This is a genomic window from Ruegeria sp. HKCCD7221, assembly GCF_013031225.1.
In the GTDB taxonomy this organism is placed as follows: domain Bacteria; phylum Pseudomonadota; class Alphaproteobacteria; order Rhodobacterales; family Rhodobacteraceae; genus Ruegeria.
In genome coordinates, this window is record NZ_WPZE01000002.1 from 110436 (window position 1) to 127289 (window position 16854).

17 protein-coding genes are annotated in these 16854 nt (G+C 57.9%); 11 read left to right on the forward strand and 6 right to left on the reverse strand.

The window, feature by feature from the left end; translation table 11 throughout:
- The first annotated feature begins 2 nt into the window (after window positions 1-2).
- Window positions 3-872 carry a ribokinase gene (locus tag GOX73_RS06170; RefSeq protein WP_171123806.1) on the forward strand — a complete coding sequence of 290 codons (870 nt, stop codon included), beginning with the start codon at window positions 3-5 and terminating at the stop codon, window positions 870-872.
- On the opposite strand, the gene msrA is transcribed toward GOX73_RS06170, so the two are convergent.
- From msrA to GOX73_RS06190, 4 genes are all read right to left on the reverse strand, one after another.
- Complete coding sequence (gene msrA / locus GOX73_RS06175) at window positions 869-1540, reverse strand: peptide-methionine (S)-S-oxide reductase MsrA (RefSeq protein ID WP_171123808.1); 672 nt, start codon at window positions 1538-1540, stop codon at window positions 869-871. The genes GOX73_RS06170 and msrA overlap by 4 nt on opposite strands.
- Window positions 1541-1628: 88 nt before the next feature.
- Window positions 1629-1910: an SCP2 sterol-binding domain-containing protein gene (locus GOX73_RS06180; RefSeq protein WP_171123810.1), complete on the reverse strand. Its 282-nt coding sequence runs from the start codon at window positions 1908-1910 to the stop codon at window positions 1629-1631.
- Between the two features lie 77 nt (window positions 1911-1987).
- Entirely contained in the window at window positions 1988-2428 is a 441-nt protein-coding gene (locus GOX73_RS06185) for a DUF1810 family protein (protein WP_171123812.1), read from the reverse strand.
- On the reverse strand, window positions 2425-3651 hold the full coding sequence (locus GOX73_RS06190; RefSeq protein ID WP_171123815.1) for an argininosuccinate synthase: 1227 nt from the start codon (window positions 3649-3651) through the stop codon (window positions 2425-2427). Before GOX73_RS06190 ends, GOX73_RS06185 begins: the two co-directional genes overlap by 4 nt.
- A 118-nt stretch (window positions 3652-3769) precedes the next feature.
- Between GOX73_RS06190 and GOX73_RS06195 the strand changes: the two genes are divergently transcribed.
- Window positions 3770-4555, forward strand: coding sequence for a hypothetical protein (locus GOX73_RS06195; protein WP_254428807.1), 786 nt, complete (start codon window positions 3770-3772; stop codon window positions 4553-4555).
- A gap of 59 nt (window positions 4556-4614) precedes the next feature.
- Window positions 4615-5841, forward strand: coding sequence for a threonine ammonia-lyase IlvA (gene ilvA, locus GOX73_RS06200; protein WP_171123817.1), 1227 nt, complete (start codon window positions 4615-4617; stop codon window positions 5839-5841).
- Here the strand turns inward: ilvA and GOX73_RS06205 are convergent.
- A complete protein-coding gene (locus GOX73_RS06205; RefSeq protein ID WP_171123819.1) occupies window positions 5838-6167 on the reverse strand; it encodes an Hpt domain-containing protein in 330 nt (109 codons plus the stop codon). The two genes, ilvA and GOX73_RS06205, sit on opposite strands and share 4 nt — an antisense overlap.
- A gap of 208 nt (window positions 6168-6375) precedes the next feature.
- Here GOX73_RS06205 and GOX73_RS06210 point away from each other — a divergent pair, with 208 nt between their 5' ends.
- Complete coding sequence (locus tag GOX73_RS06210; protein ID WP_371808573.1) at window positions 6376-7599, forward strand: PP2C family protein-serine/threonine phosphatase; 1224 nt, start codon at window positions 6376-6378, stop codon at window positions 7597-7599.
- Here the strand turns inward: GOX73_RS06210 and GOX73_RS06215 are convergent.
- Window positions 7596-8039, reverse strand: coding sequence for an NUDIX hydrolase (locus GOX73_RS06215; RefSeq protein ID WP_171123821.1), 444 nt, complete (start codon window positions 8037-8039; stop codon window positions 7596-7598). The genes GOX73_RS06210 and GOX73_RS06215 overlap by 4 nt on opposite strands.
- Before the next feature lie 76 nt (window positions 8040-8115).
- On the opposite strand from GOX73_RS06215, the gene GOX73_RS06220 reads away from it, so the two are divergent.
- From GOX73_RS06220 to GOX73_RS06250, 7 genes are all read left to right on the forward strand, one after another.
- Entirely contained in the window at window positions 8116-9093 is a 978-nt protein-coding gene (locus GOX73_RS06220) for an Hsp33 family molecular chaperone HslO (RefSeq protein ID WP_171123823.1), read from the forward strand.
- A complete protein-coding gene (locus GOX73_RS06225; protein ID WP_171123825.1) occupies window positions 9077-9682 on the forward strand; it encodes a CoA pyrophosphatase in 606 nt (201 codons plus the stop codon). The genes GOX73_RS06220 and GOX73_RS06225 overlap by 17 nt, the downstream gene beginning before the upstream one ends.
- Window positions 9679-10833, forward strand: a complete 1155-nt coding sequence (locus GOX73_RS06230; RefSeq protein WP_171123827.1) for a CCA tRNA nucleotidyltransferase — start codon at window positions 9679-9681, stop codon at window positions 10831-10833. Before GOX73_RS06225 ends, GOX73_RS06230 begins: the two co-directional genes overlap by 4 nt.
- 191 nt (window positions 10834-11024) lie before the next feature.
- Window positions 11025-12863 (forward strand): ABC transporter ATP-binding protein, encoded by a 1839-nt coding sequence (locus GOX73_RS06235; protein ID WP_171134824.1) that lies wholly within the window; start codon window positions 11025-11027, stop codon window positions 12861-12863.
- Window positions 12860-14692 (forward strand): ABC transporter ATP-binding protein, encoded by a 1833-nt coding sequence (locus GOX73_RS06240; protein ID WP_171123831.1) that lies wholly within the window; start codon window positions 12860-12862, stop codon window positions 14690-14692. The genes GOX73_RS06235 and GOX73_RS06240 overlap by 4 nt, the downstream gene beginning before the upstream one ends.
- 108 nt (window positions 14693-14800) lie before the next feature.
- Entirely contained in the window at window positions 14801-16024 is a 1224-nt protein-coding gene (locus GOX73_RS06245) for a class I SAM-dependent RNA methyltransferase (RefSeq protein ID WP_171123833.1), read from the forward strand.
- Window positions 16025-16045: 21 nt separating this feature from the next.
- Window positions 16046-16831: an ion transporter gene (locus tag GOX73_RS06250; protein WP_171123835.1), complete on the forward strand. Its 786-nt coding sequence runs from the start codon at window positions 16046-16048 to the stop codon at window positions 16829-16831.
- The last annotated feature ends 23 nt before the right edge of the window (window positions 16832-16854 follow it).

A 16854-nucleotide genomic window follows, 5' to 3' on the forward strand; every position in this document is an offset into this window, starting at 1 on the left:
CGATGACGATCTGGAACCTCGGCTCGATCAACGCGGACATGATTTACGACGTACCGCACCTTCCCGGGCCGGGGGAGACGCTCTCGGCCAACCGTTTGGATCGTTTTCTGGGCGGCAAAGGCGCGAACATGTCCGTGGCGGCGGCGCGGGCCGGGGCGCAGGTGGCGCATGTTGGGGCCGTGGGGTCGGATGGGCGCTGGGCGTTGGATCGTTTGACGGAATATGGCGTGGACACACGCCATATCGCCCAGGTCGACGTGCCGACAGGTCACGCCATCATTGCCGTGGATGCCGAAGGTGAGAATAACATCATCCTGTTTCAGGGGGCGAACCACGCAATCTCGCAGGATCAGTTGGGGCAGGCGCTGTCTTCAGCTTCGCGCGGTGATTTGCTGGTGATGCAGAACGAAACCAATCTTCAGGTTGAGGCCGCGAAGATGGGTCGTGAGATGGGTTTGACTGTCTGCTATGCCGCAGCCCCGTTTCAGGCCGATGCGGTGCAGGCCGTGCTGTCCTATCTGGATTTCTTGATATTGAACGAAGTTGAGGCCGATCAACTGCGTCAAGCCACCGGTCAATCGGTCTCGGATTTGAAGGTCGAGCATGTAATTGTCACCTTGGGATCAAAAGGCGCGCTGTACCATCATTGCGCTGCGACGTCGGAGTTCCCGGCCTATAAAGTGCAGCCTGTGGATACGACCGGCGCGGGGGATACCTTTACCGGCTATGTTCTGGCCGGGATGGATCGCGGAATGCCGATCCCGCAGGCGATTTCCCAAGCAAACCGTGCCGCGGCCCTGATGGTCACGCGGCACGGTACAGCAGATGTCATCCCGGATTTGAAAGAGGTCCGGGACGCGAAGCTCGATTAGGATCCGGCAAATGGCGCGTCGCCGCCCCAAAGTTGTTTGACACGGGCGTCCCGGCCGCAGGCTTTGCGGTAAGCCTTGTATGCGCTGTGTTGGCGTTTTGGGCCAAACCGCGTGAGAACCAGCTTGGACCCTTTGTAGTAATCCTGATGATATGCGTCGGCAGGATAGAACGTGCCAGCCTGCAGGATCGGCGTAACCACGGTCTGCCCCAGCGCACGTTGTGCATCTGCCTTGGCCTGTTCAGCAGACGCTTTTTCGCCTGCATTAGAGACAAAAATGGCAGTTCTATAACTATCCCCCCGATCACAGAACTGCCCTCCGGCATCGGTAGGGTCTACGGACCGGAAAAAGAGGTTCAACAGCGTTTCACGGGAAACGACCGATGGGTCAAAGGTGATCTGGACGGCTTCGTAATGACCGGTGCCCCCTTTGGAGACTTGATCATACGTAGGGCTTGTGGTTTTGCCGCCGGTAAATCCGGAAACTGCCCCAGTCACACCTTTCACGGATTCAAAGTCGGATTCGACACACCAGAAACACCCGCCGGCTACCGTCAGGGTTTCGGTTCCCGCGGCGGGTGCCGGGGTCGCTCGCAACAGAGCGGCAATTGCGATCAGAGTAAAAAGAAGCGTCGGTTTGACGTAGTCGAGAAAAGCGATGCGGGTCATGGCAGGTCTCCTTCTGAGATTAAGCTGCCTTGTCTTTTTGCCCGAAGCAATCACCTGACATCGTTTGTCACGCGCTGGTGAGAGGAGTTTATCCGAGCAACTGCCCTAGTTTCATCGCAACGCCCATATTTCCCGAAATCTTGAGCTTGCCCAAAGCCACTCCTGTCATCGGGTTCAGCTTGCCGGTCAGCAGTTTGGTCAGGTTCTTCTGCGAAATACGGATGGTGCAGTCGGTTTCCCGATCCTGCGTGGTGGCCTGATTGTCAGACAGGACGATCACACCGTCATCGCCGCAATCGAACTTCAACGAGCCTTCGAAGCTTTTGCCAACCAGGTTTTTCTGAATGTCGTCCGCAATTGATTGCAACATGGTATCTCTCCTCGGTTGACCTGTGCGTAAGGCTAAACCGGTTAGCCAGGCAAGGATGACCCCACGAGAACCACTGCCTACGACCCCTGCAAAAGCTGGACAGTGCGTTCGCACCGCTGACCGTCATAGAATGCGTCCAGAACAGCCAGAAATTCCGGCGGGGCATCGGGTACGGATGAGAACAGCGTCATGCAAGACCGCAACTTCTTGCCATCTACCCCGCCCAGAATGTCCGTGGCATCGCGGCCCTTGTGCAGCAGCATCAACTGCGCTGTTTCTATCAGGCGTTTGCGCAGTTCTGGGTGATCCAGATAGGCGGTCGCCTCGTCCAGATCTTCAATGCCGTAGAGCTGCGCCATGTCGGACCGGCCAAGCGCGGCCAGTTGCGGAAAGACGAACCACATCCAGTGGCTGGTTTTCTGCCCCTGCTTCAACTCGCGCAGGACGTCGGACCAAACCGTGTCCTGCGCTTCGATGAACAGATCAAGCTCATCACCGATGCCGTCGTCTTCGGTCACTTGGACAAACGCTTGTCGCGGGCTGCCAGCAGTTTAAGACGCAGGGCGTTCAACTGGATAAAGCCCGCCGCATCTGTCTGGTCATACGCACCCGCGTCTTCCTCGAAGGTGACGTGCGCCTCGGAGTAGAGCGAGTGATCCGACCAGCGGCCCACGGTCGAGGCCAGACCTTTGTACAGTTTCACCCGCACGGCGCCGGTTACGTGTTCCTGGCTCTTGTCGATGGCCGCCTGCAGCATTTCGCGTTCGGGCGAGTACCAGAAGCCGTTATAGATCAACTCAGCATATTGCGGCATCAACTGGTCTTTCAGGTGCATCGCGCCGCGGTCCATGGTGATGGATTCAATGCCACGGTGCGCTTCCAGCAGGATGGTGCCGCCGGGCGTTTCATAGATACCGCGCGACTTCATGCCAACAAAACGGCCTTCGACCAGGTCCAGACGGCCAATGCCGTGCTTACCGCCATATTCGTTCAGTTTGGTCAGGATGGTGGCCGGGCTCATCGCTTCGCCATTGATGCTGACTGCGTCGCCTTTTTCAAAGCCGATTTCGATGAACTCAGGCTCGTTCGGCGCATCTTCGGGGTGGACGGTGCGCTGATAGACGTAATCCGGTGCCATATCGGCGGGGTCTTCCAGAACCTTACCCTCGGACGAGGTATGCAGCAGGTTCGCATCGACCGAGAACGGAGCCTCACCGCGTTTGTCCTTGGCAATCGGAATCTGGTTCTGTTCGGCGAATTCCAACAGCTTGGTGCGGCTGGTCAAATCCCATTCCCGCCACGGCGCGATGACCTTGATGTCAGGGTTCAGAGCATAGGCTGCCAATTCGAAACGAACCTGGTCGTTGCCCTTGCCGGTTGCGCCGTGGGCCACGGCATCGGCACCGGTTTCAGCCGCGATCTCAACCAGACGTTTCGAGATCAGCGGGCGCGCAATGGACGTGCCCAGCAGGTACAGACCTTCGTACTGCGCATTGGCGCGGAACATGGGGAAGACGAAATTGCGGACGAATTCCTCGCGGATATCTTCGATATAGATGTTCTCGGGCTTGATCCCCAGCAGTTCGGCCTTCTGGCGGGCAGGCTCCAGTTCCTCACCCTGACCCAGATCGGCGGTGAAGGTGACGACCTCACAGCCATACTCGGTCTGCAGCCATTTCAGAATGATCGAGGTATCAAGGCCACCGGAATAGGCCAGAACAACTTTCTTGGGCGCGGACATCTGACTTCCCTTTATGCGTAGAACGATTGGCCCCTAACGGGTTTTGAAAGCGGGGGCAAGTTATCTGCGTTGACGCAGGCAGCGATTTCAGGTGAAACGGACGGATAGAGAACAAGGATTGGTTGAAAGGGCAGTTTTTACGATGTTGGGCTGGCAGATTTTTGTGCATTCCGTGCGAATGGTTTTTGGAAATATTAAGCAGGTTCTGCAAATTACCTTTGGGCCGGCACTTGCGGCAACCGCCGCCATCGTCGCGCTGTTTATGGTTCTGGATATACCCTGGGATCAGCTTGATCCGGAAAGCGGTACCTTGCCACCGGGAACGTCATACGGATCGCTGGTGTTCTTCGTCGCAAGCGTGGCCATCGTGGGAATAATCACGATGTTCTGGATCGCCGTGTCCTGGCATCGTTTTATCCTGCTGGAAGAATACCCCCACGGTATTTTCCCGACTTTCCGGTTTGACAGGATTCTCGCGTATTTTGGGCGCGTGTTGCTGTTGGGCCTGCTGATGGGCCTTGCCTTCTTGCCGCTAAGCATGGTTATGGCCGCGATGGGAGCTGGCGCACTGACTTTGGTGGTAATGGTCGCTTTCGCCTTTTTTCTGATCGTTGCATTCTATCGCCTTTCGATCATTCTGCCAGCGGCTGCGATTGGCCATCCAGTAACGCTTGGGGATGCGTGGAACAGCACACAAGGAATGGGCGGTGCAATCATCCTGCTTCTTATCGTGAACTTTCTGTTTCAGTTTCTGGTGCAGCTTGCGTTCACCGCGCTCGCGTTCATTCCCCTGCTGGGCATCTTGCTAACCCTGTTCTTCGGTACTTTGGTGTTGCCGCTGATCAATGTCAGTATTTTGACCACGATGTTCGGTGTGTTCATCGAAAAGCGTGAACTGACCTAGCCGCTCGTACACATATGTATTCCTTGCGCTTTCGGTGGTGATGCGGCAGTGAAACCGTCATGAGTGACTTCATGACCCGTGCCCGCGCCGCCGAACAGGAAATGCGATCGGTTTTTCCGCCGACGCCCTTGCAGCGGAATGCCCACCTGTCTGACCGCTATGGGGCTGATATCTGGCTCAAGCGTGAAGACCTAAGCCCGGTGCGGTCATATAAAATTCGCGGTGCGTTCAACGCCATGCGCAAGCAAAAGGGGCATGACCTTTTCGTCTGCGCCAGCGCAGGCAATCATGCGCAGGGTGTGGCGTTCATGTGCAAACACCTGAACGTGCGCGGTGTGATCTTCATGCCGGTGACAACGCCGCAGCAGAAAATTCAAAAAACCCGCATCTTCGGCGGCGACAATATCGAAGTTCGTCTGTCCGGAGACTATTTCGATGATACTCTGGCAGCGGCGCAACAGTGGTGTGCGCAGCAGGGCGGTTATTTTCTGTCACCCTTCGATGATGAGGACGTAATCGAGGGGCAGGCGTCCCTTGCGGTTGAGATCGAAGAGCAACTGGGCCGCGTCCCAGACCACGTCATCCTGCCGGTTGGGGGTGGAGGAATGTCATCAGGTGTGGCGACGTGGTTTGGCGATCGAACGCACTGCCTGTTTGTCGAGCCCAAAGGTGGGGCGTGCCTGCATGCGGCGATGGCGGCGGGTCACCCGGTTTCGCTGGACCACGTAGACAATTTCGTTGACGGCGCCGCGGTTGGTCGGATTGGTGCCAAGCCGTTTGAATTGCTCAAGTCACGCCATCTTTCGGATGTGTTGGTCCTGTCCGAAGATCGCATCTGTGCCACGATGATTGAAATGCTGAATGTCGAAGGCATTGTTCTGGAACCTGCGGGTGCCCTTGCGGTTGAGGCGGTTGCTGACGTGCAAAGCTTCATTCGCGGCAAGACCGTGGTTTGCGTCACCTCGGGCGGGAATTTCGATTTTGAGCGTCTGCCCGAAGTGAAAGAGCGGGCGCAGCGCTACTCGGGCGTGAAGAAGTACTTTATTCTGCGCTTGCCGCAGCGTCCCGGCGCGTTGAAGGAATTCCTGAATATCCTCGGCCCGGATGACGATATTGCCCGATTTGAGTATATGAAGAAATCCGCGCGCAATTTCGGCTCGGTCCTGATTGGTATCGAAACCCGGAAGCCCGAGAATTTTGCACGTCTTTTCGCGCATCTGGACGAAGCGGGGTTCACCTATACCGACATAACAGACGACGAAACGCTGGCGCAGTTTGTCATCTAAGTCAGGTTCTGCGCCTTTTCGATCAAGAAACGGGCGCGAGATTCTTCAAATGCGGTCAGAATTTCAGGCAGGTTGACTTCGACCGCTTGGCCAGAGGCCGCCGACCGCTCACCGTCCTGGCACAGTCTTGAGAAGTGGTCAAACCCAAGGCTCAGGGCGCTGCCTTTGAGAAAATGCAGGTTTTGTTCCAAGTTTTTCCGCAACGTGTCCTGTTCCAGACGGTCGATCGCTTCTTGCACTTCGTCCAGAAAGATCTGAACGACCTCGTCAAACTCGGCGCTGCCCACTTCGTTCCGCAACTGATTGACCCTGGACCAGTTGATCATGCCCGAAATCTCCAAAACAAAACCGCGACATGATTTTGGTAGCGTTGTACCGGTAAAGGGCAGGTTAAGCGACGCAAAAATCAACCTTCAACTGATGTTAAACAGCCGAAGCCTACGGTCTTTTTGCGCGGGGGGTGCAGCTAGGGAGCAGAGGATTCGGGTGGCAGAGGTCAGTCAAGCAGAAGCCAGGTCAGAGTTGGATTTTGGAGTGATCCAGAAGGTGCTTGTCGTAGATGACAGCCGACTTCAGCGGCGCATTCTTGTGGCCTCGCTCAAGAAATGGGGGTTTCAGGTTCTTGAGGCGGATAATGGCGCTGCCGCGCTGGAAATCTGCGCAAAGGAATCGCCGGACCTGGTCCTGAGCGATTGGGTCATGCCGGGGATGAGCGGCCTGGAATTCTGTCGGGCATTTCGGTCGTTGAATCGAGAGGTGTACAGCTATTTCATCCTGCTAACCTCCAAGAGCGAAAAGCAAGAGGTCGCGCGCGGGCTGGACGCCGGGGCAGACGACTTTCTGATTAAGCCGCTCGAGGCGGACGAACTGCGAGCCCGTATTTCAGCAGGCGCCCGAATTCTGGATATGCAGCGCGAGTTGTCCGAAAAAAATCGCCTGATTGAATCAGCGTTGGAAGACCTGAAGCTGGCGCATGACGCCATCGACAAAGACCTGATGCAGGCCCGCAAGATTCAGGAATCTCTGGTGCCGGAACTGACGCGCAGCTTCGGGAATTCCCGAGTTAGCCTGTTGCTGAAACCCTGCGGTCACATCGGCGGCGATCTTGTCGGCATGTTCTCACCCGGTGTGAACAGGTTGGGATTTTACAGCATTGACGTGTCGGGCCACGGCATCACCTCGGCCATGATGACAGCGCGGCTGGGCGGGTATCTGTCCAGCAAGCATTTCGACCAGAATGTAGCGATGGAAAAGCGGTTCGATAAATTCTATGCGCTGTTGCAGCCCGAGAAGGTCGCCGAGACCCTAAATTCCCGATTGATGGCGGATGCCGGGATCGAAGAATACTTTACCATGGTCTATGGGATCATCGACCTGCGCAACGGGCACTTGAAAATGGTGCAGGCGGGCCATCCCCACCCATTGGTGCTTCGTCAGGATGGAGGAACTGCGTTTCTGGGCGAAGGCGGGCTGCCGATCGGGTTGTTGCCGGACGTGCCTTTTCAGCGGATTGAAACCTATCTGAACCCCGGCGACAGGCTTCTTTTGTATTCCGACGGCTTTACGGAATGCACGATGGCGGATGGGCAATTGCTTGAAGAAGAAGGGCTGCGTCAAATGGCGATCAAATGCACCAAGGGTGCCGCAGGGTCCGATTTTCTTGACAACATCTTTCGAGACCTGACCCAAGCCATGGCCCCCGGCAGCAGCATGGATGACGATGTCTCGGCCGTATTTTTCGAATACGGAGGGCCCTAGAGCGTATCCAGATGCAAACTGGCGAAATGACGGTCGCCGCCATTGCCCAACATCTCAACCGCGTCTGCAGTATCCATCCACAACGCTTCGTGAAACGGTTCGGTCGGGGCGCCGATATTGCGGACGGGACGAGCGCGGTAGATCAGACAGACCTTTTCTGCCCATAAGTCATATTCCGGCATATAGGTGAACCGGCGAAATGCGCCGACACGACGTGGATTGGCCACCAGCCAGCCTGTTTCTTCGAAAACCTCTCGGTGAAGGGCCGTTATAGGCGATTCGCCGGGATCAATACCGCCGCCGGGCAATTGCAGATCAGGGCCGGGTTCCATCTGACAAGTCAGCAAAAGGTGCCGACCCCGGGGCAGCAACGCGTAAACGCCGACCCTTCGTATGTATTTACGACCCGCTTGTGGGGTTTCACCGAACCGTCTGATCATGTATTGCCCCTTACAACCCGAATTGTTCGACCTATATGCTGGCGGTATGCCAACCTGTGGCGTGTAAGGAAACCCCATGTCTCTTGGAACCAAAATCGCGTGGGACGATACCGTCCTGCCCTTTCAACTCGATGTATCGGACATGCGTGGCCGCGTGGCCCGTCTGGACGGGGTGCTGGATGGCATCCTGAAACAACACGACTATCCCGAAAAGGTCGAGGCTCTGGTCGCTGAGATGGCCCTGCTGACCGCGTTGATCGGTCAGACGGTGTCCTTGCGCTGGAAGCTGTCCCTTCAGGTACAGTCCAAGGGCGCCGTTCGCATGATTGCCACCGATTACTATGCGCCCACCGAAGAAGGCGAACCGGCGCGCATTCGGGCTTATGCCAGCTTTGATCGGGACAGGCTGACCGATGCCAGCCCGTTCGATCAGGTGGGCGAAGGGTATTTTGCGATCATGATCGACCAGGGCGAAGGTACGCATCCCTATCAAGGGATCACTCCCTTGGCCGGCGGGTCGCTCAGCGCCTGTGCCGAAGCCTATTTTGCCCAGTCCGAGCAGTTGCCGACACGGTTCTCGCTGAGTTTTGGAAAATCGACCGAACCGGGCGTTGGCGAACATTGGCGCGCGGGCGGGATCATGCTGCAGCATATGCCCAAAGCCTCGCCGTTTGCGGCAACGGGCGAAGGCACCGGAGACATTCTGACCGCCAGCGATCTGGTCGATGGCGAGGAAGGTGAAAACTGGGGCCGCGTGAATATCCTGCTGGATACGGTCGAGGATCTGGAACTGATCGGCCCGTCAACCGCGCCGACCGACTTGCTGGTGCGCTTGTTTCACGAAGAACAGCCCCGCGTCTATGACGCCCAGCCGGTGCAATTCGGATGTACCTGCTCTGAGGATCGCGTGCGGCAGAGCCTGTCGATCTATTCGGCGAAGGACATTGAAAAGATGACGACGCCCGAGGGCAAAGTCACCGCAGACTGCCAGTTCTGCGGCGCGCATTACGTGCTGGATCCCGGCACCGTCGGTTTTGATGCTGACCGGCCCTGATCCGACAGACGTGCTGCGGGCGGCGCTGAGCCGCCCCGGCGACGGGTCAAGTGATTTTGACCTGAACCCCGACACTGTATTGCCGGAAGGTCGGAAGCTGCGCCCGGCGGGGGTTCTGGTTCCGGTTTCCGTTGTCGGAAACACTCCGCGTGTGATCCTGACCAAGCGTTCGTCAGCGCTTAAACATCATCCGGGTCAGATTGCTTTTCCGGGCGGCAAGCAGGACAAAGGTGACGCCGATGTCACGGACACCGCCCTGCGTGAGGCGCAGGAGGAGATCGGTTTGCCTCCGGACCTGCCGGACATTCTGGGCCATTTGCCGACCCATGAGACAGTGACATCCTTCACGGTCACCCCGGTACTCGCCATTCTGCGGGACAGGTTTCAACCGGTACCGGAACCGGGCGAAGTGGATGAGGTGTTTTCGGTCCCGCTGGCGCATGTCCTTGATCCCGCAAACTACATTATTGAGTCGCGTCGCTGGCGGGGTCACAAACGGTATTATTTTACGGTGCCGTTCGGTCCCTATTATATTTGGGGCGCGACGGCCCGCATGCTACGGGGTCTGGCCGCGCGGGTGAGCGAATGACGCAAATTTCCGAAAGCTGGGTTTCCGATCCGGCGACACAAAAGGTTTGCGCGGTGTTGACGGACGGCGGGGCGCAGGCGCTGTTTGTCGGTGGCTGTGTGCGAAATGCGCTTTTGGGCGCGGCCGTGTCCGATATCGACATTGCGACGGACGCCCGCCCGCAGCAGGTTGTCGAGCTTGCGCAAAACGCGGGGCTGAAAGCGATCCCAACCGGGATTGATCATGGAACGATCACGGTGGTCTGTGATGGCGTCCCGCATGAGATCACCACCTTCCGCCGTGACATCGAAACTGATGGCCGCCGCGCGGTTGTGGCGTTCTCGGACAATATCCAAGAGGACGCGGCACGCCGGGACTTCACCATGAACGCACTTTATGCGCAGCCTGACGGGACGGTATTGGATCCGCTGAATGGCCTGCCGGATTTGCGGGCACGGCGGGTGCGCTTCATCGGAACCGCAGAACACCGCATCCGTGAAGATTACCTGCGGTCTTTGCGCTATTTTCGGTTCCACGCTTGGTATGGTGATGCAGAGGCTGGGTTTGACGCGGATGCTCTGGCGGCGATTGCGTCCAATTTGGACGGATTGTCGGATTTGTCCCGCGAACGTGTCGGGGCCGAGCTTTTGAAATTGCTGGGTGCCCCCGATCCTGCACCCTCTGTCGCGGCCATGCGCAGCGTCGGCGTTCTGGCGCAACTTGTCCCGGATGCAGATGATCGGGCTCTTGCGCCACTGATTATGTTCGAGCAGCAGGCAGGCGCCGCGCCAGATCCCATCCGGCGGCTCGCCGCGATTGCGACGCCCGAAATTGCAAAGACCCTGCGCCTGAGCAAGGCGCAGATTCAGCAACTTACTCGGATGCGGGATGAGGCAAGCGGGACTGCGTCTACCGCAGAGCTGGGGTTTCGTTATGGCGAGGAAAGCGGTCTGCACAAAGTGCTTCTGCGATGCGCCTTTTTCGAACAGCCCTGGTCCGAGGGGATGCGCACTGACCTTCACGCAGGGGCCAATGCCGAATTTCCGATCAGCGCATCGGACCTGATCCCCGAATTCACCGGCCCCGCGCTGGGCCGGAAACTGGCCGAGCTTGAGGCCCGCTGGATTGCTTCGGGTTTCGTGCTGACCCGCGACGATTTGCTGAGCGGCTGAGGCGTAGTCTCAAAAAGGGATGACAAGTCGCAGTCTTTGTGCTTACGTTCGCCTGTCACTTAAATGGAGGGATGCGAATGTATTACGGGATCTGGTTCGGCTAAAGCCGGGACACCTTGACCCGTTGGGGTGGTGTTCTAGCGCCATCTTTCTTCGCATGACCAATTTTCTGCTCAATCGGAGCACTCTCCATGTTTCGCTTTTTCGAAAACCTCGTTGACCCTTTTGTCGCCTACAAGGAATCTGACGCGCCGCCCACGCGGTTGTGGCCATTCATGTTGGAATACTCCAAGCCGTTCTATCGGGTATTCTTCTGGGCGGGGCTGATTTCAGTCATCGTAGCGGCAGTTGAGGTCGGGCTGATCTACTATATGGGTCGCGTAGTTGACCTGTTGACCGGACCGCCGGCCGAGGTGTGGAAGGCCCACGGGACTGAACTGATCCTGATGGCCCTTTTTGTCCTTTTGCTGCGGCCCATGTTGCATGTCGTGGATGTGCTGTTGTTGAACAACACGATTCTGCCGAACTTTGGCACCCTTATCCGCTGGCGCGCGCATAAACATGTGCTGCGTCAGTCCGTGGGCTGGTTCGAGAATGACTTTGCGGGCCGCATCGCCAACCGGATCATGCAAACGCCCCCGGCAGCGGGCGAGGCGGTGTTTCAGGTCTTTGACGCGATCTCTTTCTCGCTGGCCTATTTGATCGGGGCGGCGGTGCTGCTTATGGCGGCTGATCCGCGCCTTTTGCTGCCACTGCTGGTCTGGTTTGTCCTGTATGGATTGCTGGTTCGCTGGACGGTTGCTCGGGTAGGTCCCGCGTCGCAGGCGGCGTCCGATGCGCGGTCTGCCGTGACGGGGCGGGTGGTCGACAGCTACACCAACATCCACTCGGTCAAGATGTTTGCCCATGACGCGCAGGAACTGGACTATGCCCGCGAAGCCATCGAAGAAACACGCCGAACCTTTCAGATCGAGATGCGGATCTTCACCATCATGGATGCGGTTCTGGTCACGCTGAACGGTCTGCTGATCGTTGGCGTTGTCGGATGGGCGATTGCCCTGTGGATGCAAGGCAGCGCCTCGGTTGGGGTGGTTGCGGCTGCTACCGCTTTGACCCTGCGGCTGAACGCGATGACTGGCTGGATCATGTGGGCGCTGACCAGCTTTTTCCGTCAGCTTGGTGTTGTGGCCGAGGGGATGCAGACGATTGCGCAACCCATTGATCTGTTGGATGTGCCCGGCGCCAAACCGTTGCAATTGTCCACTGGTCAGATCGACATTCGCGATCTGTCCCACCATTACGGGCGCAAGACCGGGGGTTTGGACCACATCAATCTGACCATTCAGCCGGGTGAAAAGATCGGTCTGATCGGGCGGTCCGGGGCCGGGAAATCGACCCTAGTAAAGCTGCTTTTGCGGTTTTACGACGTCGAGCAGGGTGCGATCCTGATCGACGGTCAGAACATCGCGCAGGTCACGCAGGACAGTTTGCGCAGCCATGTCGGCATGGTGCAACAAGACAGCGCGCTGCTGCACCGCTCGGTCCGAGATAACATCCTCTATGGTCGTCCTGACGCGACCGAGGCTCAGATGATCGCCGCTGCCAAACAGGCCGAAGCGCATGAGTTCATCCTTGATCTGCAGGATCCGCAAGGGCGCACCGGCTATGACGCACATGTGGGTGAGCGGGGCGTGAAACTGTCTGGCGGGCAACGTCAGAGGGTGACCTTGGCGCGTGTGATCCTGAAGGATGCGCCGATCCTGTTGTTGGACGAGGCGACATCTGCCCTAGATTCCGAAGTCGAAGCTTCGATACAGGAAACTCTTTACGGCATGATGCAAGGTAAAACCGTGATCGCCATTGCCCACCGGCTGAGTACCATTGCCCAGATGGACCGCATTCTGGTCATGGACGACGGAAGAATTGTAGAGCAAGGCGGCCATGCCGAGCTGTTGTCCCATGGTGGGCTTTACGCCCAGTTCTGGGCGCGGCAATCTGGGGGCTTCCTGAACCCGGAGGCCGCGGAATGAGGATCGCCGACCTCATAAACCCGTTCAAAAACATCGAAACGCCCCCGCCGCAAACACTGGGGGCGTTCATTCGCTGGTGCTTGTCCGGCGCGTGGCCAATGCTGTTTGTCGCGGCCTTCTTTTCCGCAACCGCTGGCGCGATGGAGGCCGGAACTGCCTGGATTCTGGGATTGGTGGTCGACATTGCAACCGCAGGCGGGCCCGAGAACTTTCTGACCGCTAGCAACATGTGGATGATACTCGGCGCAGTTGCCTTTTTCATGCTGTTGCGCCCGGCATTGTTCGGGTTGTCCTCACTGTCGAACAATTACATCGTAATGCCCAATATCACGCCGCTGGTTCTGGCCAAGCTGAACCGTTGGACATTGGGGCAGTCCGTCACCTATTTCGACGACGACTTCGCCGGACGGATCGCCCAGAAGCAGATGCAAACTTCGAATGCGATGGCGTCGGTCGTGTCCGAGACCATCAGCGCGATCGTCTTTGCCCTCGCCTCGCTTGTGGGTTCATTCCTTTTGTTAGGGTCTATTCATCCGCTTGTCATGCTGCCCTTCACGGCTTGGCTCGCCGTTTATTTCCTGCTTGTCCACTGGTATCTGCCGCGCATCCGCAAACGCTCGGCCGCGCGGGCTGGAGCGCGGGCGATGGTGTCGGGGCAGGTGGTCGACACCATCACGAACATCAAGACCGTAAAACTGTTTGCGCATTCTGCCTACGAAGATCAGGCTGCCCGCAATGCGATGGTCGACCTGCGGGAACGGTCGCTGGAGTTCGGTAGTTTGTCTGCCAGTTTCAGGTTCATTCTGATGACGCTGGCAGGTGTGCTGCCGGTTGTGCTGATGGGCGCAACGATCGGGTTGTGGCAGGCGGGAACTGCAACGGCAGGCGATATCGTTGCGGCGGGCGCAGTTTCGATCCGTATTGCCCAGATGACAGGCTGGGTCAGTTTCACGCTGATGGGCCTCTATGCGAATGTTGGTGAGATTGAGAATGGAATGATGACTCTCGCCAAACGGGACCGGATTGTGGACACAGCAAACGCGTCCGATCTGCAGGTGCAGGACGGTCGGATCGAGTTTGACCATGTCAGCTTTGCTTATGGGCGCGATGTCGGCGGTGTAAGCGATGTGAATATGACCGTATATCCGGGTGAGAAGCTGGGCATCGTCGGCGCTTCCGGGGCAGGGAAGTCAACTTTGGTTTCCTTGCTATTGCGGCTCTATGACGGGGAAAAGGGCACAATTCGCATCGACGGTCAGGATGTACGCCAAGTGACACAGGACAGCTTGCGCAGGCATATCGGTATGGTCACGCAGGAAACTGCGATGTTCAACCGCTCGGCGCGTGAAAACATCCTGTATGGCCGTCCTGATGCCACAGAAGCCGAGATGATCGCCGCGGCACAAAAGGCAGAGGCGCACGAATTTATCCTTGGCTTGCAGGACGCCCACGGTCGCACAGGATATGATGCCCATCTGGGTGAGCGTGGCGTAAAACTCAGCGGGGGACAGCGCCAGCGGATCGCCCTGGCGCGTGCGATCCTGAAAGACGCGCCGATCCTTGTATTGGATGAGGCGACATCTGCGCTGGATTCCGAGGTAGAAGCCTCGATCCAAGCCGCCCTGCACCGCGTGATGCGAGGCAAGACCGTCCTTGCGATTGCACACCGGCTTTCCACGCTGCGAGAGATGGACCGGATCATCGTGCTGGATCAGGGGCGCATTGTCGAATCCGGCACTCATGACGATCTGCTGGAACAGGGCGGCCTTTATGCACGGTTCTGGCATCGTCAGTCTGGTGGCTTCATTCAAGCAGAGGCTGCGGAATAGCTTTTAGCTGATTGGCTCGGGTGGTCCGGCGGCGTTTTTATGTTCAACCCGACCGTGACGGTGTCAAAGGGGTTTTGTTGCGGGCAAAGCCCCGGTATCAGGCGGATCATGACGCAGACATTCACCATAACGCGCCTTGGTCATCAGGGGGATGGCATTGCCGAAGGCCCCGTTTTTGCACCGCGCACCTTGCCGGGAGAAGCGGTCAGCGGCACCGTTGTCGGGCAGCTTTTGACCGAGGTCCGGGTCGAAACCCCCTCGGATCAAAGGGTCAAGGCGCCGTGCCGCCACTACAAGTCTTGTGGTGGATGCCAACTGCAACATGCATCAGACGCATTTGTCGCCGACTGGAAGGTCGAAATTGTGCGCAAGGCGCTGGATGCGCAGGGGATCGAAGCGGACATGCGCCCGATCCATACCTCACCCGAACGGTCCCGGCGTCGGGCAACCGTTGCTGTGCGGCGCACGAAAAAGGGCACTTTGGCTGGGTTCCATGGCCGCGCATCCGATACGATTTCCGAAATCCCGGATTGCCATTTGCTGCATCCCGACCTGATCGCCGCGATCCCGGTGGCCGAGGCGTTGGCCCTGCTGGGGGGCAGCCGAAAAGGGGTTCTGGCCGTGACGCTGACCCTGTCCGAGGGTGGTCTGGACGTGGCAGTCAAAGGCGGCAAGCCATTGGACGGCCCGCTTGAGCTGGCCCTTGCGCAGGCGACCGAACACCATGGTCTTGCACGGCTCAGTTGGGATGACGAGGTTATCGCCACGCGGCAGCAGCCGGTTCAACGCTTTGGGACGGCCAAAGTCGTACCTCCGCCCGGCGCGTTTCTGCAGGCCACCAAGGACGGTGAACAGGCTCTATTACAGGCTGTTTTGCAGGTAACCGAGGGGGCAAAGCGCGTTGTCGACCTATTCGCAGGCAGTGGTACCTTTTCGCTTCCACTGGCGCAGACCGCCGAAGTTCACGCAGTGGAGGGCGAGGGTGACATGACCGCCGCGCTGGTTCAGGGGTGGCGCAAGGCCAAAGGGCTGAAACGAGTAACGACCGAGGCGCGCGATCTGTTCCGCCGACCCTTGATGCCGGATGAACTCAGGCATTTTGACGCGATCGTGCTGGACCCGCCGCGCGCAGGGGCCGAGGCGCAGGTGTCCGAGCTGGCGCAGGCAAAACGCCCAGTGATTGCTTATGTCTCTTGCAACCCGGTTACATTCGCCCGTGACGCAAAAACGCTGGTTAACGCGGGTTACACCCTTGAATGGGTACAAGTGGTTGACCAGTTTCGGTGGTCGTCACATGTCGAACTTGCCGCCCGCTTTACTCTGAACTCATAACCCTGACAGGAGAGCACCCGAATGGGGATCACCCAACGCCTGCAGACAATCATCGACGCCCCGGCTTTTGGCCATTTCATCACCGGAGTCATCCTGTTCAATGCGGTCCTGCTGGGGATGGAGACATCTCCGACCTTAATGGAGCTGGCAGGCCCGGTGATCGTGACATTGGATCAGCTATGTCTGGCCATCTTTGTTGCCGAAATCTCGATGAAGCTGATTGCCACGGGGCGGAATTTTTTCAAGAACGGGTGGAACAACTTTGATTTCCTGATTGTGGGCATCGCCCTTGTGCCCAGTGCGGGCAGCCTGTCGGTTTTGCGGGCGCTGCGTATTCTCAGGGTGCTGCGCGTGATTTCGGTTGCGCCCCGTTTGCGCCGGGTGGTCGAAGGGTTCATTTCAGCCTTGCCGGGCATGGCCAGTGTGTTCCTTCTGATGGCGATCCTGTTTTATATTGGCGCGGTGATTTCGACCAAGCTGTTCTCGGAGTCTTTCCCGGACTGGTTCGGCGATCTTGGCCTGTCAGCCTACACGCTATTCCAGATCATGACGCTGGAAAGCTGGTCGATGGGCATCGTGCGCCCGGTTATGCAGGTTTATCCCTATGCGTGGATTTTCTTTGTGCCATTCATCATGGTCACGACCTTTGCCGTTGTGAACTTGCTGGTGGGTTTGATCGTGAACTCGATGCAAGATGCCCACCACGCCGAGGATGAGGTAAAGACCGATGCCTACCGCGATGAGGTGCTAGAGCGCCTTGAATCCATCGAACGTCGCTTAATTGAGCAGTCGAACATCAAAAAGTGATTTCAGTTTTTCGGATTTCTGGC

What these genes read in the sequence shown, in the direction of transcription:
- GOX73_RS06170 (WP_171123806.1), top strand. Translation starts at nt 3, where the DNA reads ATGACGATCTGGAACCTCGGCTCGATCAACGCGGACATGATTTACGAC.
- msrA (WP_171123808.1), bottom strand. Translation starts at nt 1,540, where the DNA reads ATGACCCGCATCGCTTTTCTCGACTACGTCAAACCGACGCTTCTTTTT.
- GOX73_RS06180 (WP_171123810.1), bottom strand. Translation starts at nt 1,910, where the DNA reads ATGTTGCAATCAATTGCGGACGACATTCAGAAAAACCTGGTTGGCAAA.
- GOX73_RS06190 (WP_171123815.1), bottom strand. Translation starts at nt 3,651, where the DNA reads ATGTCCGCGCCCAAGAAAGTTGTTCTGGCCTATTCCGGTGGCCTTGAT.
- ilvA (WP_171123817.1), top strand. Translation starts at nt 4,615, where the DNA reads ATGAGTGACTTCATGACCCGTGCCCGCGCCGCCGAACAGGAAATGCGA.
- GOX73_RS06205 (WP_171123819.1), bottom strand. Translation starts at nt 6,167, where the DNA reads ATGATCAACTGGTCCAGGGTCAATCAGTTGCGGAACGAAGTGGGCAGC.
- GOX73_RS06215 (WP_171123821.1), bottom strand. Translation starts at nt 8,039, where the DNA reads ATGATCAGACGGTTCGGTGAAACCCCACAAGCGGGTCGTAAATACATA.
- GOX73_RS06220 (WP_171123823.1), top strand. Translation starts at nt 8,116, where the DNA reads ATGTCTCTTGGAACCAAAATCGCGTGGGACGATACCGTCCTGCCCTTT.
- GOX73_RS06225 (WP_171123825.1), top strand. Translation starts at nt 9,077, where the DNA reads ATGCTGACCGGCCCTGATCCGACAGACGTGCTGCGGGCGGCGCTGAGC.
- GOX73_RS06230 (WP_171123827.1), top strand. Translation starts at nt 9,679, where the DNA reads ATGACGCAAATTTCCGAAAGCTGGGTTTCCGATCCGGCGACACAAAAG.
- GOX73_RS06235 (WP_171134824.1), top strand. Translation starts at nt 11,025, where the DNA reads ATGTTTCGCTTTTTCGAAAACCTCGTTGACCCTTTTGTCGCCTACAAG.
- GOX73_RS06240 (WP_171123831.1), top strand. Translation starts at nt 12,860, where the DNA reads ATGAGGATCGCCGACCTCATAAACCCGTTCAAAAACATCGAAACGCCC.
- GOX73_RS06245 (WP_171123833.1), top strand. Translation starts at nt 14,801, where the DNA reads ATGACGCAGACATTCACCATAACGCGCCTTGGTCATCAGGGGGATGGC.
- GOX73_RS06250 (WP_171123835.1), top strand. Translation starts at nt 16,046, where the DNA reads ATGGGGATCACCCAACGCCTGCAGACAATCATCGACGCCCCGGCTTTT.